Consider the following 21,667-nt stretch of genomic DNA (forward strand, 5'->3'; position numbering starts at 1 on the left):
GCGGTCTGGTGCACTTGTTTGCTTTTGGGAAAAGTAACGGTATGGGTTTTGGGATATTTTAGAAATATCTTAAATTTTTGTTTTTATACTGAAACGTATACAGTTTCTGAAACTTTTTGACAAGCTTTGGCGGTTTTTAGGCATTGATGTATTTTTGCCGTTCGGGGAGCCAGCAGTCGATGAGTGCTTTGGCTTGTTGTGGGTGGTGTTGTTGGATGTTTTGGGCATAGTTTTGTATTTGGCTTATTAGATGCTGATCACGCATTAAATCGACGACTTTAAAATTGGCCACGCCCATTTGTCTTGTTCCTAATATTTCGCCACTGCCTCGAATTTCCAGATCTTTTTGAGCGATGACAAAACCATCGTTACTTTGTCGCATGACTTCCATGCGTTCTCGTGCCACTTTACTCAGTGGTGCTTGGTACATTAGTATGCAATGTGATACGGCGCTTCCCCGCCCTACCCGGCCTCGTAACTGGTGTAATTGTGCTAAGCCTAAGCGTTCGGCGTTTTCAATAATCATCAAGCTTGCATTAGGGACATCAACGCCAACTTCAATGACGGTTGTTGCTACCAGCAGTTGAATTAGTCCTTCTTTGAATTTTTGCATTACGGATTGTTTTTCATCCGATTTCATTTTGCCATGCACTAGTGCTATGGATAGATGCGGTAATTTTTGTTGTAACTCTTCAAGGAGTTGTTCCGCTGCTTGAGCATCGAGCGTTTCGGACTCTTCAACTAATGTGCACACCCAATAAACTTGACGATTTTCAAGGCATGCTTGGCTCACTTTTTCGATAATTTCATCACGGCGAGAATTTGGTATCACCACTGTTGTTACCGGCGTTCTACCGGGTGGTAATTCGTCAATGATTGATACATCTAAGTCAGCATATATGGTCATTGCCAGTGTGCGTGGTATCGGGGTTGCGGTCATGATTAGTTGATGCGGGTGGATGGCTTGTTTGATCCCTTTTTGCCAAAGCGTTAAACGCTGATTAACACCAAATCGATGCTGTTCATCAATGATGACTAATCCCAATTTAGCAAACTCGACTTTGTCGATAAATACGGCGTGGGTGCCGATTAATAAAGTGATCTCACCACTTTTGATACCTTCATAACGTTGCTTTTTATTTTTGGCGGTTAATCGTCCGGATAACCAATCAACGTTGATGCCCAGTGGCATAAACCATTGTTTGAAATTATGATAATGTTGTTCGGCAAGGATTTCTGTTGGTGCCATTAACACCACTTGTTGGCCATTTTCAATCGCATTTAACGCCGCTAAGGCAGCAACTAAGGTTTTACCCGATCCCACATCACCTTGAATTAACCGCATCATGGGTACCGGTTTGGCCATATCTTGATAAATATCATGCACTACTCGTTGTTGGGCTTGAGTTGGGCTAAACGGTAGTGAGGCTAAAAATGGGTTGATTAACTGCCGAGTAATATGCATCGGATAAGCTTGCTGTTTTTGATTATCGGTCTTTAACAGCAACATGCTTAAATGGTAGCTGAGCAGCTCTTCAAATATAAATCGCTTGATAGCGGGATGTTCGCCGTTGGTAAGTTGGTTGATATCGGTATCAATAGGCGGATTATGAATGATATTTAACGACTCAAGTGCCGGTAAAAATTGGCTTGCTAACGGTTGCGGTAATACCTCTTGAGGTGGATTACGCTTTAATAGCAATAGTGCGGCTTGAATCAGTTTGCGAATAACATTTTGGGTTAAGCCGTGGGTTGTTGGGTAGATCGGCGTGTACCTTTCTTGAGTTGCGCCAGCTTGTAAAGACTGACTATCACGATTTGAGTGCACTTTATATTGCGGATGAATAATTTCCCGATAGGTTTTACCACTTTTAATCTCACCGTAAGCACTTACCCAGCTTCCCACCGCTAAAGAAGCTTTTATGCCGGCATTAAAGTGCATAAATCTTAAAACCGCCATGCCCGTTTCATCTTGAATATAGCACAGCAACATCTGTTTGCGTCGAAAGACAACTTCAGTTTTGATGATGCGACCTTCAATAGTGGTATGCTCACCAATAGCCGCTTGATTAATGGCGCAAGTGGAGGAGCGATCTTCATAGCGCATCGGAAAATGCAGTAACAGATCTTGAACGGTATCAATCCCTAATGCATGAAATCTTTTTTCTAAGTTATTGCCTATCCCGCTTAATTGAATTAACGGGACTCGGCTAAAAAAACGATCGTTCATCATCACTAGTTGATATTACGTGTAACACTCACCACGTCTTGTTGTAGTGAGAGTTTTCGCATCAGTTCATTAAGTTGTTGAGCGTTTTTGACTTCAATTTGCAAAATGATTGTGTAAATTTGCCGATCTTTCTCTTCAGTATTAAGCCATTGCAGATGCGCTTTTTCATCATTAATAATGGACAGTATATGACCTAATGAACCTTGATTATTTAAGATATCTACCCAAATTTCAGCAACAAAAAATTGTTCGATATTTGGCGCCCATTTTAAACTAATGTACTTTTCCGGGTTATTTTGATAGCCAGTGATATTACGACAAGATTCGTGGTGCACCGTTAAGCCTTTTTCGGGACTAACATGACCGATTATCGGATCGTTCGGAATAGGATGACAACATTTTGAAAATGTCACTAACACCCCTTCACTGCCGGTGATAACTAAGGTTTTATTTGAATCTGAGTCATTGTGCAAAAGCTCTTTATGCTCTAAACCTTTGGCAATGAAATGACTCATAATATTACCTAAGCCAATTTCCGCCAACACATCATCAAAAGTTTGTAATTGCGCTAATTCAACAATACGAGATTTTTGCTTCCCTGAAAGCGATTCAATACCACCCGATTTGATTAACGAAAGATTGAGCAAACGTCGACCTAATTCGATCGCATCTTCACGTTTTAAGGTTTTTAAGGCTTGGCGAATACGTGAACGTGCTTTAGCGCTCACTACAAAGTTAAGCCAATTGGCATTTGGTCGCCCTTCCGGCGAGGTAATAATCTCAACTGTTTGCCCGTTGCTTAATGGTTGAGAAAGTGGATAAGGTTTGCGATCAACAACTGCGCCGATACATTGATAACCGATATCGGAGTGAACGGCATAGGCAAGATCTACCGGCGTCGCTCCTTCCGGTAATTGAACGATTCGTCCTTTAGGCGTAAAGACATAGATCTCTTTTGGGAACAGATCGGATTTGACATTTTCGATAAATTCAAATGAATTACCGACACTTTGTTGCAACTCTAACAGACTTTGCATCCAGCGTTGCGCTTTAATTTGGGCGGTGGTGTGGGTTAACTCATCGTTTTCATTATAAACCCAATGCGCAGCTACACCCATTTCAGCCATTTGGTCCATATCTTCGGTACGAATTTGCACTTCGACCGGTGTACCATGCGGACCAATCAGTGAAGAGTGCAAAGATTGGTAGCCATTAGCTTTAGGTATAGCGATATAATCTTTAAAGCGATTGAGTCGAGGCTTATATAAATTGTGTACTAAGCCCAGCGCACGATAGCAAGCATCGACATCTTTCACCACAATCCGAAATATGTAGATATCCATAATAGAGTGAAAGTGTTGTTCACGAAGTTGCATTTTTTGGTAAATGGCATAGATATTTTTTTCCAGCCCTTCAACTTGTGCTTCAATGTTGGCTTCAGCTAATCGACCTGTGATTTCAGATAAGATCTGTTGGATTAACTCTTTTCGGGTGCCTCGTGCCGCTTTAACAACCTTTTCCAGCACTTTGGCTCGATTAGGGTGCATGGCGGTAAAGCCTAAGATCTCAAGCTCAGTTTTGATATGATGAATCCCTAGGCGATGCGCTAACGGCGCATAAATTTCCAACGTCTCTTTGGCAATACGACGGCGTTTATCCGGTCTTAATGCACCTAAAGTGCGCATGTTATGGGTTCGGTCGGCAAGCTTGATTAGAATGACACGAACATCTTCGGTCATGGCGAGTACCATTTTACGAAAATTTTCGGCTTGGGCTTCTTGTCGGTTACGAAATTTTAATTTATCAAGTTTTGAAACACCTTCAACCAATATGGCAACATGTTTTCCAAACTCTTTAGTAATATCTTGAAAGGTGACAGGCGTGTCTTCGATTGTATCGTGTAATAATGCGGCGATAATGGTTTCATAATCAAGCCGCATATCCGCTAAAATGGTTGCGACCGCAACCGGGTGCGTTATATAAGGTTCGCCACTGCATCGGAATTGCCCTTCATGTGCTTTTTGAGCAAAGAGGTAGGCATTTTGAATAAGTTCAACTTGTTTAGCCGGAAGATAAGATGCCACAACCTCTTTTAAGCTATCAAAATATTGCATAGGCAATTCTCAGCAAAGCTTATTCGTACGAGGGAGTATTTTCTAAAAGAACTGACTCGTGAAGTGTTGAACGTACTTCAGCCTCTTCATCCTGACGCGCTTGGAAATCAGCAGTATCTAAAATCTGTTTATTAACAAGTCCATCTTCGATTTCACGTAAAGCAACCACGGTTTCTTTATCGTTTTCTTCGGGGATAAGGGGTGATTTATTTTCGACTTGCAATTGACGAGCACGGCGTGCCGCAACTAAAACGAGATCAAAGCGATTACCAATTTTTTCTACTGCATCTTGGACAGTTACACGTGCCATTTTTACCTCTAATATTTTTTACTTAATTGCTTCAATTGAAAGATCCAGTATTCTACTTAATTTTGTATGGAATTGTCCATACTAATCTTGTTTCGAATAACCAAAATCAGTGAGTAATAAAATCAGACAAAGCAGAATTAGCTAGTTGATTATGTCTAACCAAGCATTTTTTCCAACAATTTCGGGCATCTTTAATAGAAATCGACGCAAGCTATCTAAAGCGATTGCAGAAAATATCCGTTGCTCAACTGATCGATTGTATACTCGACCAGTATACTTTAAATTAAATGTGCATACCTGTTTTGCGGTTGCAATCATTAACATAAATTGACTGTTTTTTTCTCTAAAATTAACAATGCCTAATGCGATATCGGCCTGTTGTTGTTTTAAAGCTTGTAACAAATAACTTTCGGGATCTACAGTTAATATGGGGACAACTTCCGATTTCACAACTGGTGCATCAGATTGAAACAATTGATAGCCAATCATGCCGGCCGATTGCTGCTCAATCACAATCAAAGTTTGATTAGTTTCATGCAACAATTTTGCAACCACTTCAGCAAGACCGACCTCGCCATGCTCAGCCAATACGCCTTCATAAAGTAAATTGTCGGCAACAATCTGTTTGATTTGTGCCCATATTTGATCCATTTGGTTTTGCAGATGCTCAAAGCCGGTTAGCTTGATTTCAATAATCGGCATAGCGGCACGATAACCAACCACAATATTGGACGGAATATCGAGCTTTTGTTCGATTTCGCTGGCAAGGTCACTCTCTGTTCGTCCCATAGTAGTTAACCGATAGCACAGTGGCTTTTCTAAGATTGGAAATGTCGATTTTATCTGTGGCAAGATTGAAAGGCGCATCATCTCCTGAAATTCTCTCGGTACGCCGGGGGTAAAAAATACCTGACAGCCATTAATTTGCATCTTAAACCCACAAGCGGTGCCTATCGGATTATCAATGACGCTCGCACTTTGCGGCAACATCGCCTGCTTTACGTTGCTAGCTGGCATGGTTTTGCCACGGCTTAAATAGTAATTTTCAATGTGCATTAACCACTGTTGATTAAGTTGCAACATCTCATTATTAGCGTTTGCAGCGGCTTGCGCTGTTAAATCATCGCTGGTTGGTCCCAGCCCGCCATTAACAATCAAGATATCATTACACAAAGTGCGTTCTTGTAGTGTCTGGCTCAATTGATGCAAGTTATCGCCAACAGTATGACGAGCGGTTATCAAAATACCTTCGTGAAATAAAAAATCAGAAAGCCAAGCGGCATTGCTATCGAGGATTTGGCCGTATAAAACCTCATCACCGGTACTAAGCATTTCAATCCTAATACTATTTGTTCGCTGTTTCATAACATTCCTTAATCATGCATTGACAATCGGCAAAGTAATTTACTTAATCATCATCGATTTCATCTTCGGTCTTGTTTTCCATATGCTCTTTACTTTGGACTAATCGAACGGCGAAATAGAGATCATAAGCAAAATCCAGATAATGACTATCCGGTTTAATATTCATCTGTTTGAACCAGTTTTTCAACGTCTTTCGTCGACCGGATAAGATTAATGTCACGTTTCGCACTTTCAATGATTTCACTAGCTCATCAATGCCGGATAATACGCTAACATCTTTATAGGTAAAACAAGGGATAGCATCGACTATAACATAATTAATCGGCTCTTCAGACTCGTCAATATAACTAATAATTCTGCGTTTAAAATAAGCGATATTAAAATAGGTCAACGGCGAATTAAAACGATAAATAAGGGTGTTTTTTAACGGCTGTACATCTTGCCCGATTGAGTGAATTCGGCCGCTTTCATCCATACCTAATAGCTGATCTTTTGGTCTAAATACTCGGCGCAAAAATAAAAACAGCCCTAACAATACCGCTAACGCCATGCCAGGAATAATGCCAATAACTAACACCGAAATAAATGTTGTTAAACTCAGGTAAAACGCATCACGATCAAATTTAAAAAAGCGCTTTATGGTTTGAAAGTTAATTAGCGAAATCGAAGAGTAGATCAAAATCACGCCTAAAACGCAAGTTGGGATATATTTTAAGGGTGATAAAAACAGTAATACCACAAGACCAATAATAATAGCGGCGATAATTGAAACCAGTTGCGTTTTACCGCCATTGGCATCGTTAACGGCTGTTCGGGAAGATGTGCCACTGACCACAAAACCTTGCGATAAACCGGCAGCAATATTGGCCATTCCTAATGCTTTAAATTCGACATCGGCATTGGTTTCATAATTATTTTTCGAGGCAAAACTACGCACGGTTATCATCATACTCACAAAACAGATAATAGCGATATTGAGCGACGGCACCACCAGATCCCGCATCAATCCTTTATCAAAATCAATCCAAGATTCCATTGGGATAAAATCACTGGTCACATCACCGATTATGCGAACATTGTAACTGTCAAAGTTAAATAACCATGAAAGGAAAGTCATAATTACAACGGCAAAAAGTGGCGCCGGATAACGGGGTCTTATCCGTTTTAAGCCAACTAAAATCACTAAAGTTAAAAACGAGACGAACGTTGTTAACAGGTGAATTTGCGATATCTTAAATGGAAAATAGACAACTCGCTCAATCAAATAGGAATAATCGTAGCGAAAACCTAACGCCTTAGCCAACTGATCCACCATTATGGTAATAGAGATACCATTTAACAGACCAATTAAAATAGGTTGACTAAGTAAATCCGCCAATGCGCCAAGATGAAGTTTACCGGCGATAATGCACCAAATCCCAATCATAATGGTCAGTATTACCACAAGTTGCCAACGCAATATTGGGTCATTGGCGGCTAAAGGAAACACAACGGCAGCGACCACAGCACACGTTGCAGTATCGGGACCAACAATTAATTGTCGGGACGATCCAAAAAGCGCATATACAATTAGCGGTAAAATGGTTGAGTATAATCCGGCAATCGCCCCGACTCCCGTCAGCTCAGCATAAGCGATAGAAACCGGTAACGAGACAGCTGCCACTGATAAACCGGCTTTAACATCATTTCCAAAATAATGACGTTTATAGTGTAACATCGTAGCAAGTCCGGGCATCCATATTAATATTTTTTGCCATATTGATTTGTTGGTCGCTTTTTCCATGATGATCCCTACTTTCCGGCTATGCTCATATTATCTATCAAAATAGAACCACATTTAATGCTACTTCGGGTTTCAATATCATTGCCGATTGCAACGATATGTTGATACATATCACGCAGGTTGCCGGCAACGGTAATTTCGTTGACCGGATATTGGATTTGGCCGTTTTCGACCCAAAAACCGCTGGCACCTCGTGAGTAATCGCCTGTCACATTATTTACCCCTTGCCCCATTAACGAAGTTATGAGCAAGCCTCTATCTAATTTCTTTAACATCGCCTGAAAATCGGCATCAGTTTGGCTCGGCGAGACAAACCAGTTATGAATACCCCCGGCGTGCCCGGTAGTGGCTAAGCCCAGCTTACGAGCTGAATAGTTACCTAATAGGTAAGTTTGTAATACACCGTCTTGAATAATATTACGCGCAACTGTTTTCGTCCCTTCACTATCAAACGGTGATGAACCAACACCTTTTAACACATGGGGATCTTCAAAAATAGTGAGCCATGAAGGAAAAATCTGCTTGCCAACGCTATCTAGCAAAAAAGAGGATTTACGATAGATAGCACCACCACTTATCGCCCCGCACAGATGCCGGATAAGCCCAACAGCGACTTCAGCAGCAAAAAGCACCGGCACTTGCATGGTCGCAATCTGTTTGGCGCCTAAATGCGATACGGTGCGCTCTGCCGCTTGCTCACCCACCCATTTCGCCGACTCGAGTAGATCGAGGTCACGTGATGAGGTATAAGCGTAATTTCGCTCCATTTGCCCATTTTGCTCCGCAATGACCGAACAAGATAATGAGTGAGAGCTAGTGCAATAGCCCTCAAGCATCCCCAAACTATTACCATAAACATACACCCCATATCGGCTGCTAAAATAACCGCCGTCACTACTGACTAAATTAGAGTGATTCAGCGCCATTTGTTCCGCTAAGGTTGCTTGTTCTATCGCTTTATCAACATTTAAATCACTTGGGTAAAAAAGATCTAAATCCGGTGCATTAAACGCCAATGACTCAACATCACCCAAACCCGAACAAGGATCGGGTGAGGTGTATTGCATAATATTAATCGCCATATCAATGGTTTGTGATATCGCTTGCGCCGTAAGATCGTTGGTTGAGGCGCTGCCTTTTCGTTGGTTTTGATAAACGGTAATGCCTAAAGCGCCGTCGCTATTAAATTCGACATTTTCAGCTTCGCCTGACCGAGTACTCACATTAATGCCGGTAGCTTGATTAATTGACACTTCAACCGAATCAACTCTGGATTTAGCTTGTTTAATTGCATCAGCTACCACATTAGATAAATGCTCTTTTTGCTTGATAGCTTGTTTTTTTATTTGATCAATACTCATTTCATTATTTTCTACAATTCTGCTAGTGATACGTTATAATAAGCCAGAATTGAATTTTAGTTAACAAAAGAAATCATATGAACAACAATCAAGAGACAAATCTAGCGCCAAATTTTGATCCAGACAGTACTGATGAGGAAATTATTTACGTCAGTAAAAGCGAAATAAAAAGAGACGCTGAGGCACTTAAAAAACTGGGTATTGAACTGATCAATCTGAGCAAAAATGAAATTGCCAAAATTCCACTCGATGAAGATCTCCTTTACGCTATTGAGTTAGCCCAAAAAATCAAAAAAGAGGGATACCGAAGACAAGTTCAATACATTGGTAAACTTTTGCGAAGCCGTGATATCGAACCCATTACACAGGCACTCGATAAACTGAAGAATCGTCACAATCAACAAGTTGCCATGCTGCATAAACTTGAAAAGTTGCGTGATGATCTGATTCAAACCGGCGATGCCGAAACGATTATAGGTCTATTCCCCTCAGCTGATAGACAACAGTTACGCACATTTGCCCGTTTAGCAAAAAAAGAGTTAGAAGCGAACAAACCACCTAAAACAGCGAGACAGATTTTTCAATACCTAAAAGAATTGAGCGACGCAGAATAAATTTTATACTGTGTGCTTATTACTAATCATTAATCAATATTTATTAACAAATCAAAGATAGAGGATACAATAATGGGACTTTTAAATGTACCAGCAGGTAAAGAATTACCAGATGATATTTATGTTGTGATCGAAATTCCGGCCAACGCTGACCCGATCAAATACGAAGTTGATAAAGACACCGGTGCTGTTTTTGTTGACCGTTTTATGGCAACAGCTATGTTTTACCCATGTAACTACGGTTATATCAATCACACATTATCACTAGACGGCGATCCTGTTGACGTATTAGTTCCGACTCCTTACCCATTACAACCAGGTTCAGTGATTCGTTGTCGACCTGTAGGCGTATTAAAAATGACTGACGAAGCAGGTAGTGACGCTAAATTAGTTGCTGTTCCACACACCAAACTTTCAAAAGAATATGATCACATCAAAGATGTTGATGATTTACCGGAATTATTAAAATCGCAAATCAAACACTTCTTTGAGCAATACAAAGCGCTTGAAAAAGGTAAATGGGTTAAAGTCGACGGTTGGGATAATGCCGATGCAGCTCGTAAAGAGATTATTGAGTCTTACGAAAGAGCCAAAAATAAATAACCCTTATTTTTGACAAAAAAGTAAACGTTTTGATAAAGCCATAAAAAATTTTTTATGGCTTTTTTATTTTTGAACTTATTTTGACTTTCGAAATAACTTAAAAATCTCAACGATACAACAATTTGCCTTAAATCAAAATACCATGGTTTATACAAAAATTTTATAAAAAACTTCACCCTAACATGAAAAATTTGTCATTAATTTCTTGCTTTCGATTATAAATTATGCGGTAATAGTAATGGGCGAACAACACAAAGCATTATTATGAAAACGATTAACTACTGTAATTTACATTTTGTACATTATTTTAGGTAAGAATTTGACTATTAATCTTGTGTTACAGCCTACACGAGCCGAAAAGGCAAATTATTAATTATTGTTAGGATGTCTAGTAAATGAATAAGAAAACAGGCCAAGTAAAATGGTTTAACGAAAGTAAAGGTTTCGGTTTTATTACCCCAGCCGATGGTAGCAAAGACGTATTTGTTCACTTCTCAGCTATCTCTGGCGATGGATTTAAAACCTTAGCCGAAGGACAACAAGTCGAATTTGCGATCCAAGATAGCCCTCGAGGACCAGCAGCGGCTGAAGTTGTTGTTATCTAATTAGTATTAATATACTAAGCAAAAAACGTCCATTTTACTCAAATGGACGTTTTTTTATGCCGATAAATTACTTATTTATCAGAAATAAAAAAAGCGACCATAAAGGTCACTTTTTTTAATAATCTAAATTACTGTTAATTATTTAGCAACAACAGCGATTAAATCTAATACTTTGTTTGAGTAGCCAACTTCGTTGTCATACCATGCAACAAGTTTAACGAAAGTATCGCTGATTTGGATACCAGCAGTTGCATCAAATACAGAAGTACAAACTTCACCTAAGAAGTCAGTTGATACAACGGCATCTTCAGTGTAACCAAGAACGCCTTTCATTGGGCCTTCAGAAGCGGCTTTAATCACTTTACAGATATCTTCGTATTTAGCAGGTTTTGCTAAACGAGCTGTTAAGTCAACAACAGAAACGTCTGGAGTTGGTACACGGAAAGCCATACCCGTTAATTTACCGTTTAATTCAGGGATAACTTTACCTACAGCTTTAGCCGCACCAGTTGATGAAGGGATGATGTTTTGAGCAGCACCACGACCACCACGCCAATCTTTGTGAGAAGGACCGTCAACAGTTTTTTGAGTAGCTGTTGTTGCGTGAACAGTTGTCATTAAACCTTCAACAATACCGAAGTTATCGTTGATAACTTTAGCTAAAGGCGCTAAACAGTTAGTTGTACATGAAGCGTTAGATACGATATCTTGACCAGCGTAATCTTTATCATTAACACCCATTACAAACATTGGGGTACTATCTTTTGAAGGACCAGTTAAAACAACTTTTTTAGCACCAGCTTGAATGTGTTTACGTGCAGTTGCGTCATCAAGGAATAAACCTGTAGCTTCAGCAACAACATCAACACCAACTTCGTTCCATTTTAAATTTGCAGGATCTCTTTCAGCAGTAACACGGATTGTTTTACCGTTAACGACTAATTTGCCATCTTTAACTTCAACTGTACCGTCAAAACGACCGTGAGTTGAATCATATTTAAGCATATAAGCCATGTACTCAACGTCTAATAAATCATTGATAGCAACGATTTCGATGTCAGAACGTTGTTGTGCAGCACGGAATACAATACGACCAATACGGCCAAAACCATTAATACCTACTTTGATTGTCATAACAATTACCTTCTTTATTTGTGTTAAATGATAAAATAATTAGCAGTTAAACTACCAAATTTTTAAGGTTTATTCAAGCTGATTCAGAATAATTGGTAAGAATAAATTAAACAGAAAATTATCTTAATAATCATACGATATAGGTTACTGATATTTTAGATAAGATTGCGATTGGATTGGACAATAACTATGATAATTTTTAACGAAATTGCGCGATTTTAATTCATCATAATCAGACAACTTAACATCCCCTACCCGATTATGAGATAGTCAGGCTAATTTGTAATATTCATCTACATAAACTTGCCTTTTTAGGTTTAAATAAATTTTGCCAATTCAAATTGTTATTAATCGCTGACACTCAATTCAACGATATAAAAAGATTAAACCGTCCTGCTTTAAGCTATATATCCGATAATTCGCCATGCATAATCAATCAGATAAAAGCGAAAGTTAAGATAATGGCAATTATTATCACCATAACACCATTAGATTTGATAAGTTAAGAGCGTTTGAAAGAGCTTTTAATGATCTTTTGCTTACCCTAAGACGACAACAATCAACAATCCCATAAGCTTCAATTTATGGGATTGTATTTAAAATAATTGTTGTGAAGTGATTATATCGAAGAAAGTCTGTCAACAAATCGACTTAAAAACTGTCTAATATCCGCACCTTGTTCACTCTCTGCTTCGTATTTTAATGTTGATTTAGATTTCGATTCACCCTCAGAGGAGTTACGATATTTGCTTGGCACATTTCCCGAATAGATATAATCGGTTTTTGTAGAAATTGCCTCACTACTAAATCGACTGGAATAATTTATATCACCACTTATATCAACTCGAGTGGTTATAGAATATTTTTTAGCATAGGTTATGGTCTTTAAATTGAAATGTTGCTCTTTATAAACCGGCACTTTAACCTTATTACCTTTATCATCGGTTTTTTCGGTCATTCGCTCTACGTACCTTTCTGTTTTAGCTTCATTGGTTTCATACGGTTTCATATGAATATAGTCAGATGTGGCATTAATATCTATGATGACATTAGCTTGAGAACTACGATCAACAAAGTATATATAATCCTCTTTAAAAACTTGTTTTACCCAATAAAGATAGTCGGAATCTTTAACATACACATTAACACGTCCCTGTAATTTACAACGACTCGCTCTAGCACTGGCATCACGATATTGGCCAAAATGTTGATACGCTAAATTGGCAGCCTCATAATTTTTAGCCGCTTCACGATAAGTCTCTCGTTTATAGGCTGTTTTTTCCAGTAGCGACGCTCTTTCATAGTACTCTTTTGCTAGCGCAGTAACATGTTTTCTTTTATTATCCTCATAGAGTTTATAACTATCTTTATATTCGCCTAATGGCTTATAAACCTCCCAAGCTTTAAGATATTCTAAGGATGCTTCATTATAATTTCCTTGTTGCGAAAACGTTTTACCTAAATCATAGTGATGTTTTGCTTCAATATCTAATTGTTGCTTTTTAGCATTTTTATATAAAGTAAAAATATCTTTGTATTTATACCGTTCTGACCCTTTTAAATATAGGTTAGCTTTTATTTTGTAACTGTCACTATCGGTACCTTTTATCGAATTACCATAATCGTAATACTCTTTAGCGATAAGTTGATCTAATTTACTCGCTGCATATTTATCGTTAAAGAAAGCGACGGTTTGACTATAAAATCGATTAACTAACAATAAATTAATTTTTCTTAAAGATTCATAACTATCAATACGTGCTTGATAATCGGTACTCACACTACTATTAATGATTGTTTCGTAATGTGCCATTACATTACTGACCAAAACGCGTAACTTTTCGGCACTTTCATCATTAAATTTTGCTTCACCTTTTTCATTAATGTTCGATGTTAATAAACTAATACTTTCTACATATTGCCCTTGTTGGTAAGCTTTATCAGCCGTACGAACATGACAAGCGTTTAAACAAAATACTAACAAAATCGCTAAAACTATCCGCATATTAATTCCTTTCAAATTTAATTAATTATCAATCAAACATTTAGACTAGAAATCGTTTGATTGAGCGATTGTATGAAATCACACCCCGTTGTTTTTTTCATTTAATGCTAAATTTTTAAAGTGGAATTATGGATTAGGGGGATATGTGGTTTCGTATTATTTTGGGTGAAGGAAGATCAGATTTTTTGATAGATGAAACAATATGTTGTATTGTTAGTATTATTTTTAGGCGTTGGTGAAATGGGTTAAAAAAATTGGTTAGGAAGGTTTGGGGGAAGTTATTGATGGGTTTGTTTGTTTTTTCATTGATTATTAATGATTTTTTAAAAAATAATAAGATTTGTTATACATTCAGTTACACTAATACGATATAATTTATATTGTAATTTTCTTAATTCATATATCAACTATTTTAGTTAAATCAAACCAAGATGTAATACGTAATGAGGGCGAATACACAATACCAATAGAAGAAAAACTTGATTTTTTTATTTACAAAGGAATCGCCACTTTTAATCTGTATTCCAACTAACATACCAGTAGCAGTTCTTTCTAGAGTAACTAACTCTAGTTGTCCATCAACACCAACATCTGTAGAAGATGTTTCTCTAAAAATTATTCCTCCTGAAGAAAAAATATATCATACATAATGGACACCTGCTCTACTAACCAGTTCACTTTTAGGAGCTTTCATCTCAATTAATCTCCAACACTTGAATATTTAAATATTATTATTTTAATTAAAATTTTCATTCAAGTTCTCTTATATACTATTTTTTTTAGATTTATAGGCATTTAAAGAATATTCCAACCATTCATTGTGCTCTTTGATATTCTTTACAACCCATATAATAAATTCATCTGAATAACGATGTTTATCAGTATAGTTATGTAATTGAGAATTATTATTCTGTTTTATTTTATGTTTGTAACAGATAGCTTGAAACGAATAAGTATTAATCAAAGGTGTTCCAAGAGATTCATTAATTTTTTTTATTGCCAATTTTGTTGTATAAGGATGAGTAGTATGAAGATTTTTTGCTTCTCTGATGATAATCGCCTGCTGTCCACTATTACCAACACTTAACGTAAGATCGGCATCAAAAGGTTTCTTAGTTAAAACTAATTTATAATCAATTGGTATAGAATATCGTTCAGAATCTATAATCTTTAATGAGTCTTTAAACTCTTTAATAAAGTTATAAACTTGAGATGCAGTTGTATCACCGTAAGACTCTTTGATTATTCCAATCTCAGGTTCAGGCCCATCTATAACTAAACTTAGCATACCAACACTTTGTCCAGCTAGAGGAGAAATACCTATTCGATTATGATATCTATCTTGATAGTTTAGTACTGTAGCTTGAAATAACCTGGAAAGATGCGATTGTAGTTCAGGTAACAATAAATGAATAGCTTTATCTCTTAACTTAATTAATTCTTTAATATTAAGCTTTACTGGATCAGTATCTTGGAAACATAAAGAAAGAGTATCAGTAATCGTAATACTTTTTCCATCTTCATAATATATCTTCTTTTCACCATAAGTATCTAAAATTTCAGCTTTTAAAAAAAGTTCCCAAGAATTAATCATCATGATAACAAAAGCTTCAACTCTATTATTTAAACTTGGCCGATTATATATTTCAAGAGCCAAAATAAAAGCATCTAAACTTCTTTTTATCAATTTTTGAAACATCTTTTTATTCTGGCTTAACTGACTTGCGGAGGTACTTTGTGACATAAGTTGAAGGAAATCATCATTAGATATTCCAGATAATCCTACTGAAAACCAACCACCTTCAGCAGATCTATGAATATACTTACCTTTTAATTTCTCACTAACATATTTAGATACACTATTGTACTTATAACCAGTAGCATTGACTGCTTCTTGAAATGTAAAAATTCTACTTTTTACTTCTTGTTCTCTGAAAAAATTTAACAATAAGATTCTTTTATCCTTTTTAACCATTTATCTAACCTCTTAATTTTAAGTACCTCTAAATCAATTAATAATTAGAAGAAACTATAAATTAACATATGATTAACAATCTATTAATTACTAAAAAACAAGCAATTACAAAAAGTGATTTCATTCTGATAATATCCTGTTCCGATATTATCAGAATACCATATCAATTATTTTCTATTAATAATAATTTTCTTGCAGATCGCATCCAATTTTCCATGTTCCATTATTGCCCCCTTAAAATGCCTTATATTTTATTTTTTTCTTGTTTCCAAAGCGCTTTACCAGTAAATAAACAAATTCTATTTTAAGCCTTTACAAGTATTGTGTTCAGCATACCCTTTTTCGATTTTTCCTAGCGTTGAAAAATTTTCCATTTACCTTAAAAATGATGAAAAATTTATACTTAAGTAGCTGGATTCTAATACTTAATAAATACATAATCGTTCAAATTGGTTTGATATTCTTTCATTCATAAATAAATTAGATAACTTAAGTTCACTACTTCCTTTAAGTTTAATTCGAGCTTCAAGCTTTATAAGTTTATGTTCATCTGGGTAAAATTAATGGGTTCTACATTATTCCCTTCAAAATAAGTTTTTGCATAAACAGCCACTTGCACTGTTGATTTATAACTACCTAAACTGACACAAGTAAAACCATGGCTTTCTTCACTATAATTAAGGTCATCTTTTGTAGCACCCTCTAAAACAAAATAATAATTGAATGTATTTGAACTTTTATAACACAGTTCAAACACTCTCTTTAAATTGTGCATTAATACGCAAACGAATAAAATTTTACCATTCACTCCACATTCAATTTCTACTATAGCTTGCTACTTCAAAACCCTTTAAATCCCAGCTACCACAAATTAGCCTCTATTGAATAACAATAATCTGTTATAATAATCTGATTACTATATAATTTATTGAATGATAGCGCTTAAGTGGCTTTTGGTTATTGTTATTACTAGAAGTAAGCGTAATTACACTATTGTTAATCAGATAATTATCTTTATTTAATTCATTGAAAATAAAAGTTGAAATATCACCATGATCGATCAAGAAAATTTAACCGACCACACGCCAATGATGCGGCAATACCTTAGACTGAAAGCGGAAAATCCTGATATTTTGCTGTTTTATCGAATGGGTGATTTTTATGAGATGTTTTATGATGATGCTAAGCGTGCTTCGCAGTTGTTAGATATCTCGTTGACTAAACGTGGTTCGTCCAATGGTCAGCCTATTCCTATGGCGGGTGTTCCTTATCATGCGGTTGAAAGTTATCTTGCTAAACTTATTTCACTCGGCGAATCGGTTGCCATTTGTGAGCAAATTGGTGATCCGGCGACGTCGAAAGGTCCGGTTGAACGCAAAATTGTGCGTATTGTTACGCCAGGCACCGTTAGTGATGAATTGCTTCTTGAAGATCGTAAAGATAATCTGCTGGCTGCCATTTGGCAAAAACAAGCGCATTACGGTTATGCCACGCTGGATATTAGTTCGGGACGATTTTTTATTTTTGAATGCGATAATCTTGAAGCGATGCAAGCGGAGTTACAGCGCACAAGTCCGGTTGAGTTACTTTATCCGGAAGATTTCGCCACCATGTCTTTAATTGAAAATCGAACGGGGTTAAGGCGTCGTCCGATTTGGGACTTTGATCTTGAGACCGCTAAACAGCAACTCAATTTGCAGTTTGGTACAAATGATTTGATCGGTTTTGGCGTTAATGATTGTTGTTATGCCCTTTGTGCGGCGGGTTGTTTACTTCAATATGTTAAAGATACCCAACGCACTGCCCTGCCGCATATTCGTTCTATTATTAAAGAGTCTGCCCTTGATTTTGTGGTGCTTGATGCTGCAACGCGTCGTAATCTTGAAATCACCGAAAATCTTTCCGGTGGTACCCAACATACTGTTGCCGACATTCTGGATAAAACCCAAACGCCAATGGGTAGCCGGATGCTTAAGCGTTGGCTTCATTCGCCTATTCGTAATGTCACGATTTTAGAAAATCGCCAAACTGCAATTAGTCAATTGCAAGATGATTTTGATCAGATTCAACCGGTATTGAAGCAAATTGGCGATCTTGAACGTATTTTAGCTAGACTGGCTTTGCGCACTGCTCGCCCTCGTGACTTTGCCCGCTTGCGAGATGCTTACAATCTTTTGCCAGAATTACAAACATTGCTGTCTCATCATAGCTCACCTTATGTTGTTGCTTTGCGCGCCAAAATTAATCAGTTTGATCAAATTGCCGATTTGTTAAATCGAGCAGTTGTCGATGCACCGCCGGTTATTATTCGTGACGGTGGTGTGATTGCCAGTGGTTACAGTGCAGAGCTCGACGAGTTACGAGCGCTTGCTGACGGGGCAACTAACTATCTTGAACAATTAGAGATTCGAGAACGTGAAACGCTAGGCATTGATACCCTAAAAGTAGGATTTAATGCGGTGCATGGTTACTATATCCAAATTAGTCGAGGACAAAGCCACTTAGCGCCGATCCATTATACTCGCCGGCAAACACTGAAAAATGTTGAGCGCTATATTATTCCTGAACTCAAAGAGTATGAAGATAAAGTATTAACCTCAAAAGGGCGTGCCTTAGCGCTGGAAAAACAGCTTTATGAACAGCTTTTTGATCAGTTAATGCCCGATCTTGCCAATATGCAAATGAGCGCCGATGCGTTGGCCGAACTCGATGTGCTAACCAATTTAGCGGAAAGAGCGTTAACACTCAATTATCATCGTCCAACGATTTCGGATAAAACCGGAATTGAGATCAATCAGGGTCGCCATGTAGTTATTGAGCAGGTGATACAAAATCCTTTTATTGCTAACTCACTAACGCTGTCACCCGATAGAAGACTGTTAATTATTACTGGTCCGAATATGGGCGGTAAAAGTACCTATATGCGACAAGCGGCATTAATTGTGCTGCTCACTTATATTGGTAGTTTTGTGCCGGCATCAAAAGCAGTTATCGGGCCAGTGGATCGAATTTTTACCCGTATTGGAGCGTCAGATGATTTAGCCTCCGGACGTTCAACGTTTATGGTTGAAATGACCGAAACCGCCAATATTATGCACAACGCAACTCAGCAGAGTTTAGTGTTAATGGATGAGATTGGACGAGGCACATCGACCTATGATGGTCTGTCATTAGCTTGGGCATGTGCTGAAAATCTGGCTAACGAAATCAAAGCCATGACGCTATTTGCCACCCACTACTTTGAGTTAACCCAACTGCCGGAACATATGCAAGGCGTGTACAATATCCATTTTGATGCCATTGAACACGACAATACCGTCGCTTTTATTCACGAAGTGTCCGAAGGCGCTGCCAGTAAAAGTTTTGGTCTTGCGGTTGCCGGATTAGCCGGCGTGCCTAAAGTGATATTAAAACGAGCCAAGCAGAAGTTGAAAGAGTTAGAAATGATTTCCAAACAGACGGCGCATAGTCATGTTGATCAATCTCAACTCTCTTTTGTCACCGAACCGGAATCATCAGAAGTTGAACTAGCGCTGGCAAAAATCGACCCGGATGCGTTGTCCCCTAAACAAGCCTTAGAGATTTTATATCAACTTAAAAAGTTACTTTAAACACTTTACCTTGATTAAACCTTTATCAAGGTAGAATGATTAAAACTAGCAGATTGCAAATAATTACCGCCTAATTAAGTTTAATTAGGCGGTTAATTTTATTGCCAGTTTTTCTTTTTAGAGGTTTTACCTATACCCGGATTAAAGCTATTGGTAGGATCGAGCTGATGATAGAATTTTTTCAGATCATCATTTGCATGGTAAAGATGACCAACGTTATGTTCAGCCGGATACTGCGCCCCTCGCTGATCGAGTATGGCTAACATCTCTTGTTCAACCTGATTGCAATCTGTGCCTTTTTTCGCTAGATAGTCTTGATGAAATACCGAACAGAAGAAATGACCATAATACAATTTATGGATAAAGTGTTGGCTGATACTCTCCGGCAGGGTTTCGAACCACTGTTTATCATTACGGCGCAAAGCGATATCTAAGGCAACTAAATCTTCGACCGTTTTAGTATGCACATTTCGATAAATGGTTGCTGCACCGGCTGTGGCAAAACGGTGAAGCATGGCAGCTTCGGCCTCTTTTTTATTACAGGTGAAATAACTACCGTTTCTGTTTTGGAAATATTGTTGTAAAAAAGCGGCGGCTTCAGCAATGCCGTTATCTGACATTTTTAATATCAAATGATGTTCATATTTATCACGATAAGCACGAATCGATTTCGGTAAATGATTAGGCAGAATTTTACAAACCGTCACAGCAAAGCGATCGGTAAAATTATTCGGAAAGAAAGGAATTTTACTGGTAATACGATCTACCCAATTTTTAAAAGCGTATAAACGAGGAATAGTATCGGTACCCAATTTTTGTATCGCCAGAAAAATATGTTTACCGTAGACAGCGGCAATATCAAAGGCATCACGATGAATATACTCGCCTGAAACCGGTAAATTTTCAAAATTGCCTAATATATGGCGTCGAATATCATCAAGTTCATTGGTGTCATTGGTGCCAATATAAAAGACGGCGGTATCGTCTTCTAGTGGGAAGGTATCTAATCGCACAGCGAAAACCATTAATCGGCCGGCACTACCAGAGGCTTCGTAATGACGAGCCGGATCAGCATTAAAACGAGCTGGAGTATCGGCATCAATTTGGCGCACATGTTCTCGATAATTGTGATCATGCCCTGCGCCGGCATTATGTTCAATATCATCAGCGCTGTAGTTATGATTTTGCAGATTTTGTAAAATCGTTTCCGGATCATCGCCCAATTTAATGCCTAAATGGTTGACCAAATGCAATTGGCCGTTTTCATCCAATTGAGCAAAGACAGCCATTTGCGTATAGGCCGGACCGTGCTGAATTAAAGCGCCACCGGAGTTATTACACACGCCGCCCATTACCGAAGCACCAATACAGGATGAGCCAATAACAGAATGCGGACCACGATGATATTTTTTTAATTCTTTTTCTAACCGGAACAAAGTACTACCGGGCAAGCACACCACTTGTTCACCGTTTTCAATTACTTGAATACCGTCCAAACGACGTGTACTGACAATCACTATCGGTCTATCATAATCGTTTCCATCCGGGGTTGATCCACCGGTTAAACCGGTATTAGCTGATTGAGTGATAACAATAACATCGGCTTGAACACAAGCTTTTAAAACTTGCCATTGTTCAACTAGCGTTCCGGGCAACACCACGGCAATGGCATCGCCTTCACCAAAACGAATACCTTTGCGATAGGGTAAGGTGCGAGCGGGTTCGGTTAAGGTATGTTTTTCACCAACAATACGTTTTAACTGATCGATAAGGGCTGATGTATTTTGACTCATTTTTTTTATCCTTTTAAGTTGCAATATCACATCAAATATAGTTGTCTATATTATAACCATTAATAATGAAAGCAAAGCTATTTTGTGCGTTAACAAGCATAATTTACACTTCATCAAATTTTAAAATTAATCATATAGTTAATCATTAAAATTAGTGTGGGATT

General features: G+C 37.8%; 16 protein-coding genes. 4 read left to right on the forward strand and 12 right to left on the reverse strand.

Annotated features, from left to right (window positions below; all coding sequences use genetic code 11):
* Positions 1–136: 136 nt before the first annotated feature.
* The 6 genes from recG to pmbA all read right to left on the reverse strand — a co-directional run bounded on the left by recG (position 137) and on the right by pmbA (position 9,163).
* Positions 137–2,230, reverse strand: a complete 2,094-nt coding sequence (gene recG, locus GYM74_RS08000; RefSeq protein ID WP_370634063.1) for an ATP-dependent DNA helicase RecG — start codon at positions 2,228–2,230, stop codon at positions 137–139.
* 5 nt (positions 2,231–2,235) lie between these two features.
* Entirely contained in the window at positions 2,236–4,344 is a 2,109-nt protein-coding gene (gene spoT, locus GYM74_RS08005) for a bifunctional GTP diphosphokinase/guanosine-3',5'-bis pyrophosphate 3'-pyrophosphohydrolase (RefSeq protein WP_220217707.1), read from the reverse strand.
* Positions 4,345–4,363: 19 nt separating this feature from the next.
* A complete protein-coding gene (gene rpoZ, locus GYM74_RS08010) occupies positions 4,364–4,654 on the reverse strand; it encodes a DNA-directed RNA polymerase subunit omega (RefSeq protein ID WP_220217708.1) in 291 nt (96 codons plus the stop codon).
* 141 nt (positions 4,655–4,795) lie between these two features.
* Positions 4,796–6,019, reverse strand: coding sequence for a CinA family nicotinamide mononucleotide deamidase-related protein (locus GYM74_RS08015; protein WP_220217709.1), 1,224 nt, complete (start codon positions 6,017–6,019; stop codon positions 4,796–4,798).
* A 43-nt stretch (positions 6,020–6,062) separates the two neighbouring features.
* On the reverse strand, positions 6,063–7,802 hold the full coding sequence (locus GYM74_RS08020) for a SulP family inorganic anion transporter (RefSeq protein ID WP_220217710.1): 1,740 nt from the start codon (positions 7,800–7,802) through the stop codon (positions 6,063–6,065).
* 8 nt (positions 7,803–7,810) lie between these two features.
* Positions 7,811–9,163, reverse strand: a complete 1,353-nt coding sequence (pmbA, locus tag GYM74_RS08025; protein WP_220217711.1) for a metalloprotease PmbA — start codon at positions 9,161–9,163, stop codon at positions 7,811–7,813.
* Positions 9,164–9,240: 77 nt separating this feature from the next.
* Here pmbA and yjgA point away from each other — a divergent pair, with 77 nt between their 5' ends.
* The 3 genes from yjgA to GYM74_RS08040 all read left to right on the forward strand — a co-directional run bounded on the left by yjgA (position 9,241) and on the right by GYM74_RS08040 (position 10,985).
* A complete protein-coding gene (yjgA, locus tag GYM74_RS08030; protein ID WP_220217712.1) occupies positions 9,241–9,777 on the forward strand; it encodes a ribosome biogenesis factor YjgA in 537 nt (178 codons plus the stop codon).
* 72 nt (positions 9,778–9,849) lie between these two features.
* The gene (gene ppa, locus GYM74_RS08035) at positions 9,850–10,380 is read left to right on the forward strand and encodes an inorganic diphosphatase (protein WP_220217713.1); all 531 of its coding nucleotides are present in this window, start codon (positions 9,850–9,852) and stop codon (positions 10,378–10,380) included.
* Positions 10,381–10,775: 395 nt separating this feature from the next.
* Positions 10,776–10,985: a cold shock domain-containing protein gene (locus tag GYM74_RS08040; protein ID WP_025315032.1), complete on the forward strand. Its 210-nt coding sequence runs from the start codon at positions 10,776–10,778 to the stop codon at positions 10,983–10,985.
* A gap of 138 nt (positions 10,986–11,123) precedes the next feature.
* Here the strand turns inward: GYM74_RS08040 and gapA are convergent, their stop codons facing one another.
* The 5 genes from gapA to GYM74_RS08065 all read right to left on the reverse strand — a co-directional run bounded on the left by gapA (position 11,124) and on the right by GYM74_RS08065 (position 16,907).
* Positions 11,124–12,119, reverse strand: coding sequence for a glyceraldehyde-3-phosphate dehydrogenase (gene gapA, locus GYM74_RS08045; RefSeq protein WP_220217714.1), 996 nt, complete (start codon positions 12,117–12,119; stop codon positions 11,124–11,126).
* A 619-nt stretch (positions 12,120–12,738) separates the two neighbouring features.
* On the reverse strand, positions 12,739–14,124 hold the full coding sequence (locus GYM74_RS08050) for a hypothetical protein (protein WP_220217715.1): 1,386 nt from the start codon (positions 14,122–14,124) through the stop codon (positions 12,739–12,741).
* A 421-nt stretch (positions 14,125–14,545) separates the two neighbouring features.
* Complete coding sequence (locus GYM74_RS12420) at positions 14,546–14,761, reverse strand: DUF4365 domain-containing protein (RefSeq protein WP_220219642.1); 216 nt, start codon at positions 14,759–14,761, stop codon at positions 14,546–14,548.
* Positions 14,762–14,887: 126 nt separating this feature from the next.
* A complete protein-coding gene (locus tag GYM74_RS08060) occupies positions 14,888–16,099 on the reverse strand; it encodes a DUF3644 domain-containing protein (protein WP_220217716.1) in 1,212 nt (403 codons plus the stop codon).
* Between the two features lie 532 nt (positions 16,100–16,631).
* Positions 16,632–16,907 carry a hypothetical protein gene (locus GYM74_RS08065; RefSeq protein ID WP_220217717.1) on the reverse strand — a complete coding sequence of 92 codons (276 nt, stop codon included), beginning with the start codon at positions 16,905–16,907 and terminating at the stop codon, positions 16,632–16,634.
* A gap of 244 nt (positions 16,908–17,151) precedes the next feature.
* Here GYM74_RS08065 and mutS point away from each other — a divergent pair, with 244 nt between their 5' ends.
* Positions 17,152–19,710 (forward strand): DNA mismatch repair protein MutS, encoded by a 2,559-nt coding sequence (gene mutS, locus GYM74_RS08070; RefSeq protein ID WP_220217718.1) that lies wholly within the window; start codon positions 17,152–17,154, stop codon positions 19,708–19,710.
* A gap of 98 nt (positions 19,711–19,808) precedes the next feature.
* Here the strand turns inward: mutS and dld are convergent, their stop codons facing one another.
* The gene (dld, locus tag GYM74_RS08075; RefSeq protein WP_220217719.1) at positions 19,809–21,503 is read right to left on the reverse strand and encodes a D-lactate dehydrogenase; all 1,695 of its coding nucleotides are present in this window, start codon (positions 21,501–21,503) and stop codon (positions 19,809–19,811) included.
* Positions 21,504–21,667 lie beyond the last annotated feature (164 nt).

It is taken from the genome of Gilliamella sp. ESL0405 (genome assembly GCF_019469205.1).
Taxonomy (GTDB): Bacteria; Pseudomonadota; Gammaproteobacteria; order Enterobacterales; family Orbaceae; genus Gilliamella.